This is a genomic window from Tessaracoccus sp. MC1865 (assembly GCF_017815535.1).
Taxonomy (GTDB): Bacteria; Actinomycetota; Actinomycetes; order Propionibacteriales; family Propionibacteriaceae; genus Arachnia.
Window position 1 is genome coordinate 1,992,532 of the sequence record NZ_CP072596.1, and the last position, 16,245, is coordinate 2,008,776.

The following is a 16,245-nucleotide window of genomic DNA, read 5'->3' on the forward strand; positions in this document are numbered from 1 at the left end:
CTCAACTCTGGTTGAAGAAGCCACCAGAAACGATGCGCTCCTTGTCTTCGGGGCCCACGACCAGGTTCTGCGGGCAGAGCAGGAACACCTTGCTGGAGACTCGCTCGATGTTGCCCTGGAGCCCGAAGACGAGGCCGGCAGCGAAGTCGACCAGGCGCTTCTCGTCGCCGTCCTCCATGTCCGACAGGTTCATGATCACGGGGATCTGGTCCCGGAAGTTCTCACCGATGACCCGCGCCTCGTTGTACGAGCGGGGACGGACGCTGACGATTCTGCTCAAGTCGGCCACCTCCTTCTGCGGCTGCGCCACGGGCGTCACCGGCTTGGGGCGGCGCTGCGGCAGGGCCTGCACGCGGCTGACTTCCGCGCTGGGCTCGTCTTCCTCAACGTAGACGTCGTCCGTGAGTTCGTCTGCGTCGTCGATGTCGTCATCCCGATAGCGACCGTCTTCGACGAGTCCCATCCACGCGGCAAGCTTCCGAACGCCCACGAGAGTCTCCTTCTGGTTAATACACGAAGGCTAGCGCGCCGCACCAGGGTTACCGGATCCGACGCACCGACGCGCCGTGATCACTTCATGAAGTCGGGGACATCCAGGTCGTCGTCGTAGTCCGGCCCGGGCTGGGGCGCGGCGGGACGCTGCGTCGGCATGGGGCTGGCCTGCTGGGCGCGGTACTGCTGGCGGCCCGGGTTGGTGGGCTCCGCCTCGAACTGCGGCTGCTGCTGCGGCCGCGGCTGGGGGGCGGGCTGCTGCTGCGTCTGCGGCTTGGGGGCGACGCGGGCCTGCGGCCGGCGCTGCGGCATGCCACCGTCGAAGCCGGCGGCGATGACGGTGATGCGCACCTCGTCGCCCAGGGCGTCGTCGATGACGGTACCGAAGATGATGTTGGCCTCGTCGTGCGCGGCCTGCTCGATGAGCTGGGCCGCGGCGGAGACCTCGAACAGGCCCAGGTCTGAACCACCGGCGATGGAGAGCAGGACGCCGTGGGCGCCGTCGATGCTGGCTTCCAGCAGCGGCGACGAGATGGCCATCTCCGCTGCGGCGCGTGCACGGTCCTCGCCGCGGGCCGAACCGATACCCATGAGGGCGGAGCCGGCCTGGCTCATGATGGACTTCACGTCGGCGAAGTCGAGGTTGATGAGACCCGGGGTGGTGATGAGGTCCGTGATGCCGGACACGCCCTGCATCAGCACCTGGTCCGCCTGCTTGAACGCATCGAGGATGGCCACCTGGTGGTCCGTCATCTGGAGCAGCTTGTCGTTGGGGATGACGATGAGGGTGTCAACCTCTTCGCGGAGCTGCTCGATGCCCACCTCCGCCTGGGAGGCGCGGCGCTTGCCCTCGAAGGAGAACGGACGCGTCACGACGCCGATGGTCAGGGCGCCCAGCGAGCGGGCGATCTTCGCGACGATGGGAGCGGCGCCGGTACCGGTGCCGCCTCCCTCACCCGCGGTGACGAAGACCATGTCGGCCCCCTTGAGGGCCTCCTCGATCTCGTCGGAGTGGTCGTCCGCGGCCTGCCGGCCCTTCGCGGGGTCAGCTCCCGCGCCGAGACCGCGGGTCAGTTCGCGGCCGATGTCGAGCTTGACGTCCGCGTCGCTCATCAGCAATGCCTGCGCATCTGTGTTGACGGCGATGAACTCCACGCCGCGGAGCCCCGCTTCGATCATGCGGTTGACGGCGTTGACGCCGCCGCCGCCGACACCGACGACTTTGATCACCGCGAGGTAGTTCTGAGATGCGCTTGCCATGGGCTAGAGACTATGGGGGCGGCCAAGGCCAGTCCAACGGCACGGCCCAAACCCTCAATAATCACCTCAAGTGCTACTTCAGGGTTTGGTTGAGCCTCGGCCCGTCCACCTACTTCGTCGTGGGATGTCCCGGTGCCGACACGTCGTAAACGGTGGCCTCGACGCTCAGTAGAGCACTCACCACGTCGGCCTTCAACTCGGATTCGTCCGCACTTCCCCACACGACGGTGCGCCCGCCCTCGAGGGAGAGGGAGATCCGGTCCACGGCCTCCGCCGAGATCGCGACGACGGCCGGCCTGAGGTCCGCCGGGATGTGGTTGGCGACGGTGGCGACATCCGCCAGCAACCGTTGCTGGTCCTCCACGGTGGCCACTGTGGCCGGCAGGTCCCGCGGGCCGAGCGCGGCGGTGCGGTGGAAGGCCACGCCCTCCTCATCGATCCAGTCGTACTGGCCGTCGCGTTCCCGCAGGAAGGCGGCGGTGCGCTCGGTGACCTCGATCACGACGGTGTCCGGCAGTTGCCGCGACACCTCGACCGAGCGAACCGCGGGCAGGTCGTTGACCCGTTGGGTCACGGCGCCCAGGTCCTGCGTGAGCAGCGGCTCGCCCATCGGCACCTCGGCGGCGGTGATGATCTGGTCCGTCGTCAACAGCGACACGCCGGTGACCGACACCCGCTGGGCCGCGAAGACCGTCGAGAAGAAGGCCAGCCACACGCCGAGGGCCACCAGCAGCACAGCAGCTGCGAGACCGCCTCGGAACCACCACCTGCGGCGGCGCTCCGCGTTGCGTTTGTCCTGGAGGGCCCTGGCGAACTCGCCCGGGGTCAGCGCTTCGCTCACTTCGCGGTGGGCCGCTGCTTCAGGAGATCAGCAAGTAGCGGGCCGACGATGGTGACGTCGCCACAGCCCAGGGTGATGATGAGGTCACCCGGTTCTGCGATGTCGTTGAGGGCTGCGGGAAGGTCGTACTTCTCCTTGACGTAGACCAGGTTCTCCTGGCCGTGCCTCCGTGCCGCGTCCACGACGAGTTCGCCGGTGACGCCGGGCACCGGGTCTTCCCGGGCGCCGCAGATGTCGTTGATGACCGCGATGTCCGCCAGCGTCATCACCTCACCGAACTCGTCGGCGAAGTCCAGTGTCCGGCTGTAGAGATGGGGCTGGAAGCAGGCGATCAACCGGCCGGTGAGCCCCGTGGCCTCGTTGCCGGCCGACGTGGCGCGCCGGGCCGCAGTCAGCGCGGCGCGGATCTCCGTGGGGTGGTGCGCGTAGTCGTCGAAGACGCGGATACCGGCGGTGTCCGTGATGAGCTGGAAACGCCGCAGCGTGCCCTCGAACCGGCCGAGCGCGTCCACAGCCTCGTTGTGGCCGAGCCCGAGCACGCGGCCCACGGCGTAGGCGGCTGACGCGTTGGCCAGATTGTGGTTGCCCGGCACCTGGAGCACGATCCGGCCGGAATCATCCCCGTAGGTGATGGTGGCGGCGACCCCGTTGCCGTGGGCCTCCACCTCTGTGATGCGTACGTCGGCGTCCTCGGATTCGCCGTAGCGGATGATGTGCGGGGTCTCCCCCACCAACTCCTCCGCCAGCGTGCGGGAGCCGGCATCGTCGACATTGATGACCACGTGCTGGACGTGCGGCCTGGTGGCGAAGGCGCGGAAGCCGTCGGCGTAGGCCTCAGCGGTGCCCCAGTTGACCAGGTGGTCCGCCTCCACGTTGGTGATGACGGCGATCTCCGTGGGGTACTGCAGGAACGAGGCATCTGATTCGTCGGCCTCGACGACGAACGACTCACCGGCGCCGACGGCGGAGCTCGCCCCCGTCGTCGACAGCGGGCCGCCGATGACGTAGCTGGGATCCCTGCCGGCCTCGCTGAGCATGACGGCCGTCATGGCCGTCGTGGTCGTCTTGCCGTGTGTGCCCGCGACGGAGACGCCGCGCTTGCCCTTCATCAGGGCGGCGAGGGCCGCCGAGCGGTGCCAGATGCGCAGGCCGCGTCTGCGGGCCTCCACGAGTTCCACGTTGTCGGCGCGGATGGCCGAGGAGATCACGACGGTCTTCGCGTCGCCGACCTGGGAGGCGTCGTGTCCCACATAGGTGGTCACTCCGGCTCGTTGGAGGCCACGGAGCGCCGTCGAATCAGACTGGTCCGAACCGGAGGTCTTGATGCCGAGTTCGGCGTAGAGGCGGGCGATGCCGCTCATGCCGGAGCCGCCTGCTGCGATGAAATGGACCGGCCCCACCTCGTCGGCGGGCACCACCTCGATGGGATTGAGGAGCATGGGTTGTGATCGACCTTTCTCAGACGGCGTCGATGATGGCGGCTGCGAGGACCTCGGCCGCATCGGCCGGATACATGTCGCGGCACGTGGCCGACATCTGCGCGAGGCGCTGCCGATCTCCGAGGATCTCGGTCACGACATCGACCAGTCTAGTCCGGCTGATCTCACCGTCGGGCACCAGAACGCCGCCGCCGGAGGCGACCAGTTCCGCCGCGTTCCTCCCCTGCTCCCCGTTGCCCCAGGGCAGCGGCACGAACACGACGGGGAGGCCGCTGACGGCGGTCTCCATCACGGTGCCGGCGCCCGCCCGGCCGACCATGAGGTCTGCGGCGGCGTAGGCCACGGCCATGTCCGAGACGAACGCCACCGGTCGGTATTCCGCGCCCGAGGCGCCCGTGACAACGGTGTGCACGGTGTCGTCGAAGTTCTTCGGCCCCAGCACATGCAGGATCTGGATCCCGGCGGCGAGCAACTCGTCGCGCGCCTCCGCGACGGCGTCGTTGATGCGCACCGCTCCCTGCGAGCCGCCGCTGACCAGGAGCGTGGGGCGCTCCGGGTCGAGCCCGAACCGGGACCGCGCCTCTTGGGCGCCCACCGACGGGTGGGTGATCGAGCGGCTCATCGGCATGCCGACGAGCACGCCTCCGGGCAGTTGGGTCTCGCGGAACGTCGTGCCGACGAACTTCGCTGAACGAGCACCGATCTTGTTGGCGATACCGGGGAGCTTGTTGGCCTCGTGCACCACCACGGGCACCCGCGCGAGCCTGGCCGCCAGGTACACCGGGATGGAGACGTAGCCGCCGAAACCGACGACCACATCGGCCCGCGCCCGGCGGATGACGCTGCGTGCCTCCAGCACCGACCGGGTCAGCGTGTAGGGCAGCTTCACCAGATCGAGGTTCAGCGTGCGCGGAAGCGGCACCGGGGTGATCAGCTCCAGATCGAGACCCGCCTCAGGGATCACGCGGGTCTCCAGCCCCCTGGCCGTGCCGACGCACACGATGGCGGTGTCGGGCCGGGCCGCGAGGAGCGCTTTGGCGGTGGCGATGAGCGGCGACGTGTGGCCGGCGGTACCACCGCCGGCGAGCACCACACTGGTCACGAGTCCTCCCTGCCTGCCGCCATGACGCTCGTCATCCGCGGCCTCGCAGGGACCTTACGCGATGCCAGGTACGCCCGCGCCCCCGGAGTGTCGCGGCCCAGGCAGAGCAGGACGCCGACGCCCATGAGGCTGGCGATGAGCGCCGAGCCGCCGGAGGACACGAACGGCAGCGGCACGCCGAGGACCGGAAGGAGGTGCATCACGACGAAGATGTTGATGGTGGCCTGGCCGAGGAACCAGGCGGTGATGCCGGCCGCGACGACCCGGTTGAACATCTTGTCCGACCGGATGGCGATCTCCAGCCCCGCCCAGCCGAGCAGGGCGAACATCGCGATGATCAACAGCACCCCGAACAGCCCGAGCTCCTCGCCGATGACGGCGAAGATGAAGTCTGTGTGCGCGCCGTCCTTGAGCCCGCCCCACTTCTGCTTCGAGGCGCCGAGGCCGAGCCCCCACCAGCCGCCCGAGGCCAGCGCATACAGCGCGGCCATGGGCTGCGACGAGAGATCCGTGTTGGACTGCGGGTCGAGGAAGACGCTGATGCGGCTCATGCGGTTGCCCGAGCCGTAGACCAGCAGCAGCGCCAGCCCGGTCACTGCCGCCCCCAGGGGCAGCAGCACCCGCAGCGACGTGCCGATGAACCACATCACCGCAACCAGGATGAGGCCGATGATGAGGCCGGTGCCCAGGTCACGGCCGGCCAGCACGAGGGCCAGGATGAGCCCGCCGAGCGGCACGAACGGGACGGCCAACTGCCACGGTTCGTGCAGCCGGCCGCGCTTCACGTGGAAGATCGTGCCGCACCACACGACGAGGGCCAGCTTGGCGAACTCCGAGGGCTGGAACTGGCTGCCTCCGATGAGGAGCCAGTTGCGGTTGCCGTTGACGAGCACGCCGAGGCCTGGGATCTGGACGGCGATGAGGAGGCCGACGGCGATCACCCAGAACAGCCAGCCGAACCTTCGCAGCAGGGAGGACGGCAGGCGGCTGAGGATCACGAGGAACACCAGACCGACGGCGAGGAAGGCGAGCTGCCTGAGGGCGTAGTGGTAGGGGCCATCCTGCGTGGACTGGGCCAGCGCTGCCGAGGAGCTGAGCACCATCAACGGGCCGATGCCGATCAGCACGGTGACGCTCGCGGCGACGAAATAGTACGGGGCCATCGGCGAGGCCGCGAGGGCCCGCACCTGGGACCAGATGGTGAACCGCGCGGTGGGGGAAGTGGCTGCGTCGGACGCCATGGTCGTGATCCCTCCTGTCCTGTACCTACCCGAGATACCGCTGTGCCGCCTCGGCGAACGCGTCCCCGCGTGCCGAGTAGCTGTCGAACATGTCCAGGCTGGCACAGCCCGGGGAGAGCAGCACCGCGTCGCCGGGGCGGGCGAACTGCCCAGCCAGAGCGACGACCTCGTCCATCACCCCAGTGTCGCTGCTGTCCAGCACCCGGACGGGGACGTCGGGCGCGTGTCGGGCAAGCGTGTCGGCGATGAGGTGCCGGTCCACGCCGATGACGACGGCGGCCCGCAGCTTGCCGCGGTGCCGTTCGATCAGCTCGTCGAAGGTGGTGCCCTTGGCCTGGCCGCCGGCGATCCATACGAAGGAGTCGAAGGCCTGCATGGCGGAGTTGGCGGCGTGGGGGTTGGTGGCCTTGGAGTCGTCGATCCACCGGATGCCGTCGGCCTGGGCGATCTGCTGGATGCGGTGACCGCCCAACTGGAGCCGCTGGAGACCCTTGGCGACGGAGGTGTGGTGCACGCCGTAGCTGCGCGCCAGCGCCGCAGCCGCCAAGGCGTTGGCGACGTTGTGCGGAGCGGCCGGCTGCACGTCCGAGACTTTGGCCAGCTCGAGGGCCGAATCGCGGCGCTGTTCGACGAAGGCCCGGTCGACGAGGAGGTCGTCGACGACGCCGAGCATGGAGATGGCGGGGGTGCCGAGCGTGAAGCCGATGGCGCGGGCGCCCTCGACGACCTCCGCCTCCTCGACCATCCGCTCCGTCACGGGCTCATCGACGTTGTACACGCACGCGTGTGTCACGCCCTCGTAGATCTTGGCCTTCTCCGCGGAGTAGCGCTCCATGGCGTCGGGCACGCCCTCGTACCACTCGAGGTGGTCGGGGTGCACGTTGAGCACCACAGCGGCGTGCAGGTTGATGTTGTTCATCCAGTGGAGTTGGAAGCTGCTGAGCTCGACGGCGAACACGTCGTACTCGACGTCGTCGAGGATGGCCTCGATGATGGGCCGGCCGATGTTGCCCACCGCTGCGGCCTTCCGGCCGTCGGCGATCAGCATCGACTCGACCATCTGGGTGGTGGTGGTCTTGCCGTTGGTGCCGGTGACGCCCAACCACGGGATGACCCTGTCGGGCTGCATCATGCGCCAGGCCAGTTCCGTCTCGCCCCAGATGGGCACGCCGGCGGCTGCCGCCTGGCGCAGCAGCGGCGCGGAGGGGCGCCATCCGGGTGAGGTGACGACGAGGTCCGTGCCGGGCGGCAGCTCCGCCGTCGACCCTGGGCCGAGCCGCACGGTCACGTCGAGCTTCTCGAGGAGTTCGGCCTTGTCAGCATGCGCGGTGGACTCGTCGAGGACGATGATCTTCGCGCCGAGCGACATCAGGCCGTCGGCCGCGGCGAAGCCAGACACACCGAGGCCGGCGACGACGACCTGCGCGGAGGGCCATTCGGAAAGCCGGGTGGCGGTGGGGATCCAATCCAGGGTCACGAGCCCGTCACCCACTCCGCGTAGAACACGCCCATGCCGGCGGCCACGCACAGGCCGCAGATGATCCAGAAGCGGATGACGACGGTGACCTCATCCCAGCCCTTCAGCTCGAAGTGGTGGTGGATGGGCGACATCTTGAAGATGCGCTTGCCCTTGGTCGCCTTGAAGTAGCTCACCTGCAGCGCCACCGAGCCGACCTCGAGGACGAACAGCAGACCGAGCACGACGAGCAGCAGTTCGGTGCGGGTCATCACCGACAGACCGGCGAGTGTGGCGCCGATCGCCATGGACCCGGTGTCACCCATGAAGATCTTGGCGGGCTTGGCGTTCCACCACAGGAAGCCGAAGGTGGCTCCGGCGAAGGCGATGGCCAGTACCGCGAGGTCGTTGGGGTCGCGCACCTCGTAGCAGCGTGCCGCCATTGATCGGGCCACCGAGGGCCGCGAGCACCACTGGTTGAACTGCCAGATGTTGACGATGGTGTACGCGGCGAAGACCAGGGTGGCGGAGCCGGCGGCGAGCCCGTCGAGGCCGTCGGTGATGTTGACGGCATTGGACCAGGCAGCGATCAGGAAGACGATGAACAGCACCGCCAGCACCAGGGGCATCGTGAGCCACGGGATGTCGCGCAGGAAGGAGATGGCCGGCGACGCCGGTGTGATGCCGCGGTGATTCGGCAGCGTCAGTGCGGCGACGGCGAACCCGCCGCCGATGAGCGCCTGGCCGATGAGCTTGCCGCGCGGGGTGAGCCCCAGGCTGCGCTCCTTGGAGATCTTCGACCAGTCGTCGAGGAAGCCCAGGAAGCCCATGCCGACCGCCAGCCCGATGAGCAGCAGGCCCGACACCGTCGGCGCCTGCCAGCGCACCAGGTGCGTGACGGTGTAGGCGAGGACGACCGCGACGATGATCACCAGGCCGCCCATGGTGGGGGTGCCACGCTTGACGTGGTGCGTGGTGGGGCCGTCCTCGCGGATGAACTGACCGTACTGTCGCCTGGTCAGGAACTTGATCAGCAGAGGAGTGCCGATCAGGGAGAACAGCAACGACAGCGAACCTGCCGTGAGGATGTTGATCACTTCGCCGCTCCGTCCTTACCGGCCAGTGCGGCCGCCACCGTTTCGAGACCCACGCCGCGGGATCCCTTGATGAGCACGACGTCGCCGGGATTCAGCGTAAGGGAGTCCACGACCTCATCGCGATTCGCCGTCCGCGCGGTGATGCCCTCACCGGTGGCGCCGGCCACGATCCTGTCGGCCAGGTCACCGACAGCGACCACCTCGGCGACACCGAGGTCCGCGGCGAGCCTGCCCACCTCCTCGTGGAGGTCGTCCGCCAGCGGGCCGAGCTCGAGCATGTCGCCGAGCACCGCCACGACCCGCGCGTCGGGATGTTCGCCGCGTGTGCCGTGCACCAGTTCGACGGCGGTCGCGAGCGCGGCGGCCATGGAATCCGGGTTGGCGTTGTAGGAGTCGTTCAGCACGAGCACGCCGTCGGGACGCGGGATGAGTTCCATCCGCCAACTCGAGCGCTGCACGGCCCCGGAGAGGGCCCGCGCCACCAGATCGATGTCGAGGCCCACCGCGAGGGCGGCGGCGGCGGCGGCGAGCGCGTTGGGCACCTGGTGCCGGCCGATCACGCCGAGCGAGACCTGCGCGGTGCGTTCACCGTCGGAGTCCATCGCGACGAGTTCGAAGCTGGGCTGGCTCAGGGCGTTCATGGTGACGTTGCGGGCGCTGACCCGGAGGTCGCCGCCGTCCAACTGGCCCTCGCCGAACCAGGCGATGCGAGCCTTGGTGACGGCGGCCATGCCCGCGACGGCGGGGTCGTCGGCGTTGAGCACGGCCCAGCCGTCCTCCGCCAGATCCGCCACGATCTCGGACTTGGCGACGGCGGTGGCCTCCACTCCCCCGAACTCGCCGACGTGGGCGCGGCCCACGTTGAGGCACACGCCGACGTCGAGCCGGACGATCGAGGTGAGCCAGGCGATGTGCCCCTTGCCGCGGGCGCCCATCTCCGAGATGAGGTACCGGGTGTCGGCATCGACGCGGCACGCGGTCAGCGGCACGCCGACCTCGTTGTTCTGGGAGCCGACGGGGGCCACCGTGGGGCCGGCGGCCTCGAAGACCTGCGCCATCAGGTCCTTGGTGCTGGTCTTGCCGGAGCTGCCGGTGATGCCGATGGAGACCATGCCGCGGGCGCGTTCCTCGCGGACGATGCCGCGGGCGAGCCAGCTCATGGCGGTGATGGAGTCTTCGGCGAGGATGTGCGGCACCTCTGCGGCCGTGCCGTACATCCCGATGATGCCGCGCGCGCCCGCCTCGACGGCGGCCGCTGCATAGTCATGTCCGTCTGCACGCTCGCCGGGGATGGCGACAAAGAGCGACCCCTCGGTGGCTTCACGGTTGTCGATGACGACGTCAGGGCCCACCTGCACGTCGGTGTCGTCGCCGAACAGCTCGACGGGTGCCGGTTGGATCAACTCCACCAACTCAAACATCGTGCGCACGCGCATGCGGGTCTCCTTCCTCACCGCCGCGGCCCCAGGCACCGGCCGCCTCCTCGACATCGTCGAAGTCGATGGTGCGGTCTGCCAGGATCTGGCCGCGTTCGTGTCCCTTGCCGAGGATCGCCACCACAGTATCGCCACCGGCCCGCCCCAAGGCGGTCTCTATGGCGGCGCGCCGCCCAGGCACCTCGAGGAGCTCGGCACCGGGCCGCTGGGTCCGGCGCGCCCCCGCCATGACCTCGGCGCGGATCGCGGCCGGGTCCTCGGAGCGGGGGTTGTCGTCGGTGATGATCGTCACATCGCTCAGGCTGGCCGCCACCGCGCCCATCTCCGGACGCTTCTCGACATCCCGGTCGCCGCCGCAGCCCAGCACGCACACGAGCGTGCCGATTCCCTGGAGGGACCGGAGGGCAGCCTCGACCGCCTGCGGGGTGTGGGCGAAGTCCACCACCGTCAACGGCGCATCGGGGCCCAGGTGGACACGCTGCATCCGCCCGGGGATCTGGGCGGTGGCCAGGCCACGCAGCGCGGCGTCCACGGGCACGCCGACCGCTTCCAGCATGGCAAGCGCCACCACGGCGTCGATCATGTTGTAGACGCCCGGCAGGCTCAGCTCCAGCGTCAGGTCCTCGCCCCCACGGGTCACCGTGGCGATGCCGCCGAGGGGATGGACGGGGCGGTAGTCGCTCATCCGGTAGTCGACCTCTGGTCCGGTACCGGCGGTGATCAGCCGGCTCTGTCCGTGTCCGGCGACCCGGCCCGCGATCTCGACCCCGGCGCTGTCGTCGGTCCAGACCACGCTGGTGCGGGCGCGGCCCGGCTCGAAAAGCCTGGACTTGGCCGCGAAGTACTCCTCCAGGGTGTGGTGGAAGTCGAGGTGGTCACGGCCCAGGTTGAGGAACGCGGCCACGTCGAACTCGATGGCGTCGACCCGGCTGAGGGCCATCGCGTGCGAGCTCACCTCCACGGCCACCGAATCGGCTCCGCGCTCCTCCATCACCGCCAGCAGCGCCTGCAGGTCCGGCGACTCCGGGGTGGTCACCGTCGACCTGCTCGAGTTCAACTCCTCGCCGCCCAGGCGGAAGCCGATGGTGCCGATCGTGCCAGCCACCCGCCCAGCGGCCATCAGGCCGGCTTTGATGAGCGCGACGGTGGTCGTCTTCCCATTCGTGCCGGTCACGCCCAGCGTCGTGAGGCGCCGCGCGGGCTCACCGAAGATCCGCGCTGAGACGACCGCCATGGCCGCACGCACGTCGCCTGCCACGAGCACCGGCACCTCGAGCCCGGTCAGCCGGGCGGCCCCCTCGTCGTCGGTGAGCACTGCGGCGGCGCCGGCGTCGACGGCGGCCCGGGCGAAGTCCGCGCCGTGCCGCTGCCTGCCGGGCAACGCCACGTACAACCAGCCGGGCAGGATCTCCTGCGAACTGAGGCTGATGCCGGTGATGGGCGCCGAGCTGCCGATGTCGCCGACGAGGTCGAGCCCCGCCACCAGTTCGGTGAGCGGGGCCGCCGTGGTCTCGGTGGGCCGGATCGATGTCATGTCAGTCAAAAGTGGTGGGCAGATCGGGTGCCTCCGTGGTTGAGGGTGCCACGTTATAGCGTGGCAGCGCCAGCGAGAGGATGTTGTTCGTCACGGGCAGGGCCAGCCGGCTACCGAGGTTGCCGTTGCGCGGCCGGTCGAGGACCACGTAGACGAGCAGCTGCGGGTCCTCGGCGGGCGCCACGTTCACGAACGAGGCGGTGTAGCCGTTGTAGCACTTGCACTGCGGGTCGAAGCGCTGGGCGGTGCCGGACTTGCCTGCGGTCCGGTACCCGGGGATCCGGCGGTTGTCGTTGAGCGTGATCACCGATTCCATCATCTCGACCACGGAGGCGGAGGCCTCGTCCGAGATGACGCGGCGGCTCTCGGGCTGCGGCAGTTCGATCTCGGTGCCGTCGGCCGCCTTCGCGGACTTGATGATCACCGGCTGGTGGTAGGTGCCGCCGTTGGTCACGGCGGCGACCGCCGCGGCCATCTGCACGGCGTTGACGCTGAGGCCCTGGCCGAACGAGATCTGGTCGCGCGTGTAGTCCGGCATGTCCTTGGTGGGGATCTGGCCGGTGGACTCGCCGGGCAGGCCGGTGCCGGGCTTGGCGCCGAGCCCGAACGACGACAGGTAGTCGCTGATGGTCTGCTTCTCGAGGTCACGCGTGAGCATGATCATGCCGACGTTCGACGACTGCGCGACGATCCCGCGGGCCGTCAGCTTGAGGTCGCCGTGCGAGAAGGAGTCGCGGACCACGCCGCCGCCGGAGGCGATGCTCCCGGGCACGACCCGCTTGGTGTCGGGGGTCACCAGACCCTGATCCGCCAGGGCGGCCATCGTCAGGACCTTCTGCACCGAGCCGGGCTCGTAGACCTCGGTCACCGCGCGGTTGCCGAGGTTGTCGCCGTCTGCGGCGCTGGGGTTGGCGGAGTCGAAGCTGGGGCCGTTGGCCAGCGCGAGGATCTCACCGGTGTGGATGTTCATCACGACGGCGGTGCCGGTCTTGGCCTGCGCCTGCCGCATGCCGTCGGCCAGGGCCTGTTCCGTCATCCACTGCAGGTCCGAATCCAGCGTCAACTCGTACGAGGCGCCGTCCACCGGTGGGGTCATGATGTTGGTGCCCAGCGGGATGCGGCCGTAGGTGGAGGCGTCGTAGACCTGCTCACCGGGGGTGCCCTCGAGGTGTTCGTCGAGCGCGTATTCCAGGCCGGCCGCGCCGTCGCCCTCGGCGTTGACGAAGCCCACCACGTTGGAGGCGACCGAGCGGTTGGGGTAGACGCGGATGGGATCAGGGGTGCCGAAGACGCCGTACCAACGACGCTTCCCTTCACCGTCCAGCCCGGCCTTCATGTCCGCCTCGATGGCGCTGAAGGTGGCCGCGGGGACCCGTCGGGCAACGATCTCGTAGCGGGAGTCCGGCGTGTCGATCAGCGTGAGGTACTTCTCCTTGCGGCCGCCCAGGTGCTTGGCGAGGATCTCGGCCACTGCGTTGGGCGCCAGCTCGGTTTCCTCCAGCTTCCGCTTGCTCATGGCGTAGCGCTTGTCCGCCCCGTTGGTGCGCACCATGTCGGGGTCGATGGACACGAGCATGGCCGGCTCGGTGCTGGCCAGCACCACACCGTTGCGGTCGAGGATCTCTCCCCGCGTGGCTGGCAGCTCCCGCTTCGACTGCATCTTGGCGGCGGCCTCGGCCGCGAACGCCTGGGAGTCGAGGCCCTGGAGCTGGACGGCCCGCACCCCCGCCACGCCGAGCAGGAGGGCGAACACGAGCATGAACACGCGGATCCGCACGGAGGACCGCCCCACGGGCAGGCGGACCGTCTTGCGGTAGGTCCGGGGTGCTCCGGCGGGCCTGGAGGTGCGCAGCTTCGGCTTGGCGGCGGGCTTCGCCGCGCTCGTGCGGCTGGACGCCTGCTTCCCGGCCGGCTGCTTCCTGGCTGACTGCTTCTGCGTGGTCCCCTGCTGTGACGGGCGCTTCTGGGACGGCCGCTTCTGGGATGGCCGCTTCTGGGCGGGAGGCTGGTCGGCCGGCCGCTTCTGGCGGGGCCGCTTCTCCCCACTCACTGCTGGCCTCCAGTCGCTCCGACTGCCACCAGTTCGCTGTCCGCACCGGGGTCGGCCGGTTGCGCCGACGGGGTCGGGGTGGGCAGCGCAGGAGCCGGGACGGGCTTGGTGGCGATGCCACGCAGGAAGGGCATCTCGTCCTCGGTGGCCGGGGTGGGCACGCCGGTCACGGTCCCGTCGGCCAGGTTGATGAAGGCGGGATACGGATTGGGCACCATGCCGAGTTCGCTGGCGCGCAGGGCGAGCGCATTGGCGCTGGACATCCGCTGGATGTGCGACTCGAGCGCGGCCGCCGTGTAGCTGAGCTCCGTCGCATCGCGGCGCAGGCTCGAGAGCTCACGCGACTGCGCACCCACATTGGTGGTCACGATCGTCACGCCCGCCAGACCGACGGCGATCAGGCCGAGGAGGATGCTGACGAAGCCCACCGTCGAGACGGTGGCCCCGACGGACTGTGGAACCACCCCCAGCCTGGGCCGGGCGGGCGCGGCCGCGACCGGATCGTCGGTGGTGATGGGCTCGGCGCTCATGCTGCCTCCTTGATTCGTTCGGCCACGCGGAGTCGCGCGGAGGCCGCCCTGGGGTTGGCGGCCGTCTCTTCGGGGGTGGGCTTCTCGGCGCCGCGGGTGAGCAGGGCCAGTTCTGCCTTGAGGTGGTCAGGGACCAGCGGCATGTCGCGGGGGCCGCGGTCCGTGGCCTTGGCGGCGAAGGCCCGCTTGACGGCGCGGTCCTCGAGCGAGTGGTAGCTCAGCACCGCCATCCGGCCGCCCAGGGCGAGCGCGTCGATGGCCGCCGGCAACACGCCGTTGAGGGCCTCGAGTTCACGGTTGACCTCGATGCGCAACGCCTGGAAGGTGCGCTTGGCCGGGTGGCCGCCGGTGTGGCGGGCCGCGGCGGGGATGGCACCAGAGATGGTCTCCACCAGCCTGGCGGAGGTCTCGAACGGGCGGTGCTCGACGATGGCACGGGCGATGCGGTCCGCGAAGCGTTCCTCGCCGTAGCGCGACAGGATCCGGGAGAGGTCGCGGGCGGAATAGGTGTTGAGCACGTCGGCGGCGGTTGGGCCCTCCGTCGGGTTCATCCGCATGTCGAGGGGTGCGTCCACCCGGTAGGCGAAGCCTCGCTCGGTGCGGTCGATCTGGAGTGAGCTGAGGCCGAGGTCCAGGAGGATGGCGTCGACGCTCCCGATCCCGAGGTCGTCGAGCACCTCGGGCAGTTCGTCGTAGACGGCGTGCACCAGCGTGGCGCGCTCCGCCAGGTCACCGAGTCGTTCGCGGGCGACGGCGTGCGCGTCGAGGTCGCGGTCGATGCCGATCAACCGGGCCTCGGGGCAGGCCTCGAGGATCGCGATGGCGTGCCCGGCGAGGCCGAGGGTGCCGTCGACGTAGATGGCGCCCGGCCGTGACAGTGCCGGGCGCAGCAGATCGACGATGCGGTCACGCATGACCGGATCGTGCACGTCTGTGAAGCCCTGCATGATGCTGTTTCGACCCTTCTTCAAAAGCTGTTGTCCTGGTGGGTGACCCCTCCAGTGGTTCCCTTCCGGGCCGGACCTGACATCGGGGAAGTGAGATCAGGGCCTGACCGGCCGGGAGCCACCGGTTGGGTCACAAGCCGGTGAGTGCGACGAATTCGTCATCCATCTCGGAGAAACCCTCCTCGCTGGCCTGGGAGTACTCGTGCCATGCCTGGGCGTCCCAGATCTCGGCGCGTTCTCCGGCGCCGATCACCACGACCTCGCGATCCAGATTCGCGTACTCGCGCAGCGGGGGCGGGATGGTGATGCGCCCCTGCTTGTCTGGAACTTCATCGCTGGCCCCGGCCATCAACATGCGCTGGTAGTCACGGACCTGCTTCACGGTGCTGGGAGCGCTCATGAGGGCGGACATCTTGGCCTGGAAGGTGGCCCTGGGGTACACCGCGAGCGACCTGTCCTGCGCCCTGGTGACGACCAGGCCATCCTCGAGCGCGTCGCGGAACTTGGCGGGAAGGATCAGCCGGCCCTTCTCGTCGAGTTTCGGTGTGTACGTCCCCATGAAGAACATGCGATGCCAGGCCTCCTTCCCCCACTTGTCATCCACTTTGCCCCACTGCGCACCACGGTACCCCACTTTCCCCCACCGGCCCACCACTTTTTGTCGGTGGGTTGTGCTCGTTCGCCGTTTTCCGCTCGAGAGGGGTCTGGGGGTACACCTGTTCCTCCATCTGGCGGGAAGTGGGTAGGTTGTCGAGCCGATACTCGTGTCCGCTTCCCGGCGCGGTTAGTCTTGGGTTGCTTGCCGCACGAACATCGAGGA

The 16,245-nt window shown here is 69.3% G+C and carries 14 protein-coding genes; all 14 read right to left on the reverse strand.

The window, feature by feature from the left end:
* Nucleotide 1 precedes the first annotated feature (1 nt).
* The gene (locus tag J7D54_RS09295) at nucleotides 2–463 is read right to left on the reverse strand and encodes a cell division protein SepF (RefSeq protein ID WP_076058311.1); all 462 of its coding nucleotides are present in this window, start codon (nucleotides 461–463) and stop codon (nucleotides 2–4) included.
* Nucleotides 464–570: 107 nt separating this feature from the next.
* Nucleotides 571–1,752 carry a cell division protein FtsZ gene (gene ftsZ, locus J7D54_RS09300; RefSeq protein ID WP_182763624.1) on the reverse strand — a complete coding sequence of 394 codons (1,182 nt, stop codon included), beginning with the start codon at nucleotides 1,750–1,752 and terminating at the stop codon, nucleotides 571–573.
* Nucleotides 1,753–1,861: 109 nt separating this feature from the next.
* Entirely contained in the window at nucleotides 1,862–2,593 is a 732-nt protein-coding gene (locus J7D54_RS09305; RefSeq protein WP_182763625.1) for a cell division protein FtsQ/DivIB, read from the reverse strand.
* Entirely contained in the window at nucleotides 2,590–4,032 is a 1,443-nt protein-coding gene (murC, locus tag J7D54_RS09310; RefSeq protein ID WP_182763626.1) for a UDP-N-acetylmuramate--L-alanine ligase, read from the reverse strand. The genes J7D54_RS09305 and murC overlap by 4 nt, the downstream gene beginning before the upstream one ends.
* Nucleotides 4,033–4,051: 19 nt before the next feature.
* Nucleotides 4,052–5,134 (reverse strand): undecaprenyldiphospho-muramoylpentapeptide beta-N-acetylglucosaminyltransferase, encoded by a 1,083-nt coding sequence (murG, locus tag J7D54_RS09315; RefSeq protein ID WP_182763627.1) that lies wholly within the window; start codon nucleotides 5,132–5,134, stop codon nucleotides 4,052–4,054.
* Nucleotides 5,131–6,375, reverse strand: coding sequence for a putative lipid II flippase FtsW (ftsW, locus tag J7D54_RS09320; protein WP_182763628.1), 1,245 nt, complete (start codon nucleotides 6,373–6,375; stop codon nucleotides 5,131–5,133). Before ftsW ends, murG begins: the two co-directional genes overlap by 4 nt.
* Before the next feature lie 25 nt (nucleotides 6,376–6,400).
* Complete coding sequence (gene murD, locus J7D54_RS09325) at nucleotides 6,401–7,867, reverse strand: UDP-N-acetylmuramoyl-L-alanine--D-glutamate ligase (protein WP_182763629.1); 1,467 nt, start codon at nucleotides 7,865–7,867, stop codon at nucleotides 6,401–6,403.
* Nucleotides 7,849–8,928 (reverse strand): phospho-N-acetylmuramoyl-pentapeptide-transferase, encoded by a 1,080-nt coding sequence (gene mraY / locus J7D54_RS09330; protein WP_182763630.1) that lies wholly within the window; start codon nucleotides 8,926–8,928, stop codon nucleotides 7,849–7,851. Before mraY ends, murD begins: the two co-directional genes overlap by 19 nt.
* Nucleotides 8,925–10,364, reverse strand: a complete 1,440-nt coding sequence (gene murF / locus J7D54_RS09335) for a UDP-N-acetylmuramoyl-tripeptide--D-alanyl-D-alanine ligase (RefSeq protein ID WP_182763631.1) — start codon at nucleotides 10,362–10,364, stop codon at nucleotides 8,925–8,927. Before murF ends, mraY begins: the two co-directional genes overlap by 4 nt.
* Nucleotides 10,342–11,847: a UDP-N-acetylmuramoyl-L-alanyl-D-glutamate--2,6-diaminopimelate ligase gene (locus tag J7D54_RS09340; protein WP_370585850.1), complete on the reverse strand. Its 1,506-nt coding sequence runs from the start codon at nucleotides 11,845–11,847 to the stop codon at nucleotides 10,342–10,344. Before J7D54_RS09340 ends, murF begins: the two co-directional genes overlap by 23 nt.
* A gap of 52 nt (nucleotides 11,848–11,899) precedes the next feature.
* Entirely contained in the window at nucleotides 11,900–13,657 is a 1,758-nt protein-coding gene (locus tag J7D54_RS09345) for a penicillin-binding protein 2 (protein WP_182763703.1), read from the reverse strand.
* A gap of 287 nt (nucleotides 13,658–13,944) precedes the next feature.
* Nucleotides 13,945–14,478: a hypothetical protein gene (locus J7D54_RS09350; RefSeq protein ID WP_182763633.1), complete on the reverse strand. Its 534-nt coding sequence runs from the start codon at nucleotides 14,476–14,478 to the stop codon at nucleotides 13,945–13,947.
* Entirely contained in the window at nucleotides 14,475–15,425 is a 951-nt protein-coding gene (gene rsmH / locus J7D54_RS09355) for a 16S rRNA (cytosine(1402)-N(4))-methyltransferase RsmH (protein ID WP_182763634.1), read from the reverse strand. Before rsmH ends, J7D54_RS09350 begins: the two co-directional genes overlap by 4 nt.
* 130 nt (nucleotides 15,426–15,555) lie before the next feature.
* On the reverse strand, nucleotides 15,556–15,993 hold the full coding sequence (gene mraZ / locus J7D54_RS09360; RefSeq protein ID WP_182763704.1) for a division/cell wall cluster transcriptional repressor MraZ: 438 nt from the start codon (nucleotides 15,991–15,993) through the stop codon (nucleotides 15,556–15,558).
* Between the last annotated feature and the right edge of the window lie 252 nt (nucleotides 15,994–16,245).

Bases quoted from the DNA above. Each gene is read 5' to 3' on its own strand.
- J7D54_RS09295 (WP_076058311.1), bottom strand. From the start codon at position 463: ATGGGACTCGTCGAAGACGGTCGCTATCGGGATGACGACATCGACGAC.
- ftsZ (WP_182763624.1), bottom strand. From the start codon at position 1,752: ATGGCAAGCGCATCTCAGAACTACCTCGCGGTGATCAAAGTCGTCGGT.
- murC (WP_182763626.1), bottom strand. From the start codon at position 4,032: ATGCTCCTCAATCCCATCGAGGTGGTGCCCGCCGACGAGGTGGGGCCG.
- ftsW (WP_182763628.1), bottom strand. From the start codon at position 6,375: ATGGCGTCCGACGCAGCCACTTCCCCCACCGCGCGGTTCACCATCTGG.
- murF (WP_182763631.1), bottom strand. From the start codon at position 10,364: ATGCGCGTGCGCACGATGTTTGAGTTGGTGGAGTTGATCCAACCGGCA.
- J7D54_RS09345 (WP_182763703.1), bottom strand. From the start codon at position 13,657: ATGCTCGTGTTCGCCCTCCTGCTCGGCGTGGCGGGGGTGCGGGCCGTC.
- J7D54_RS09350 (WP_182763633.1), bottom strand. From the start codon at position 14,478: ATGAGCGCCGAGCCCATCACCACCGACGATCCGGTCGCGGCCGCGCCC.
- rsmH (WP_182763634.1), bottom strand. From the start codon at position 15,425: ATGCAGGGCTTCACAGACGTGCACGATCCGGTCATGCGTGACCGCATC.
- mraZ (WP_182763704.1), bottom strand. From the start codon at position 15,993: ATGTTCTTCATGGGGACGTACACACCGAAACTCGACGAGAAGGGCCGG.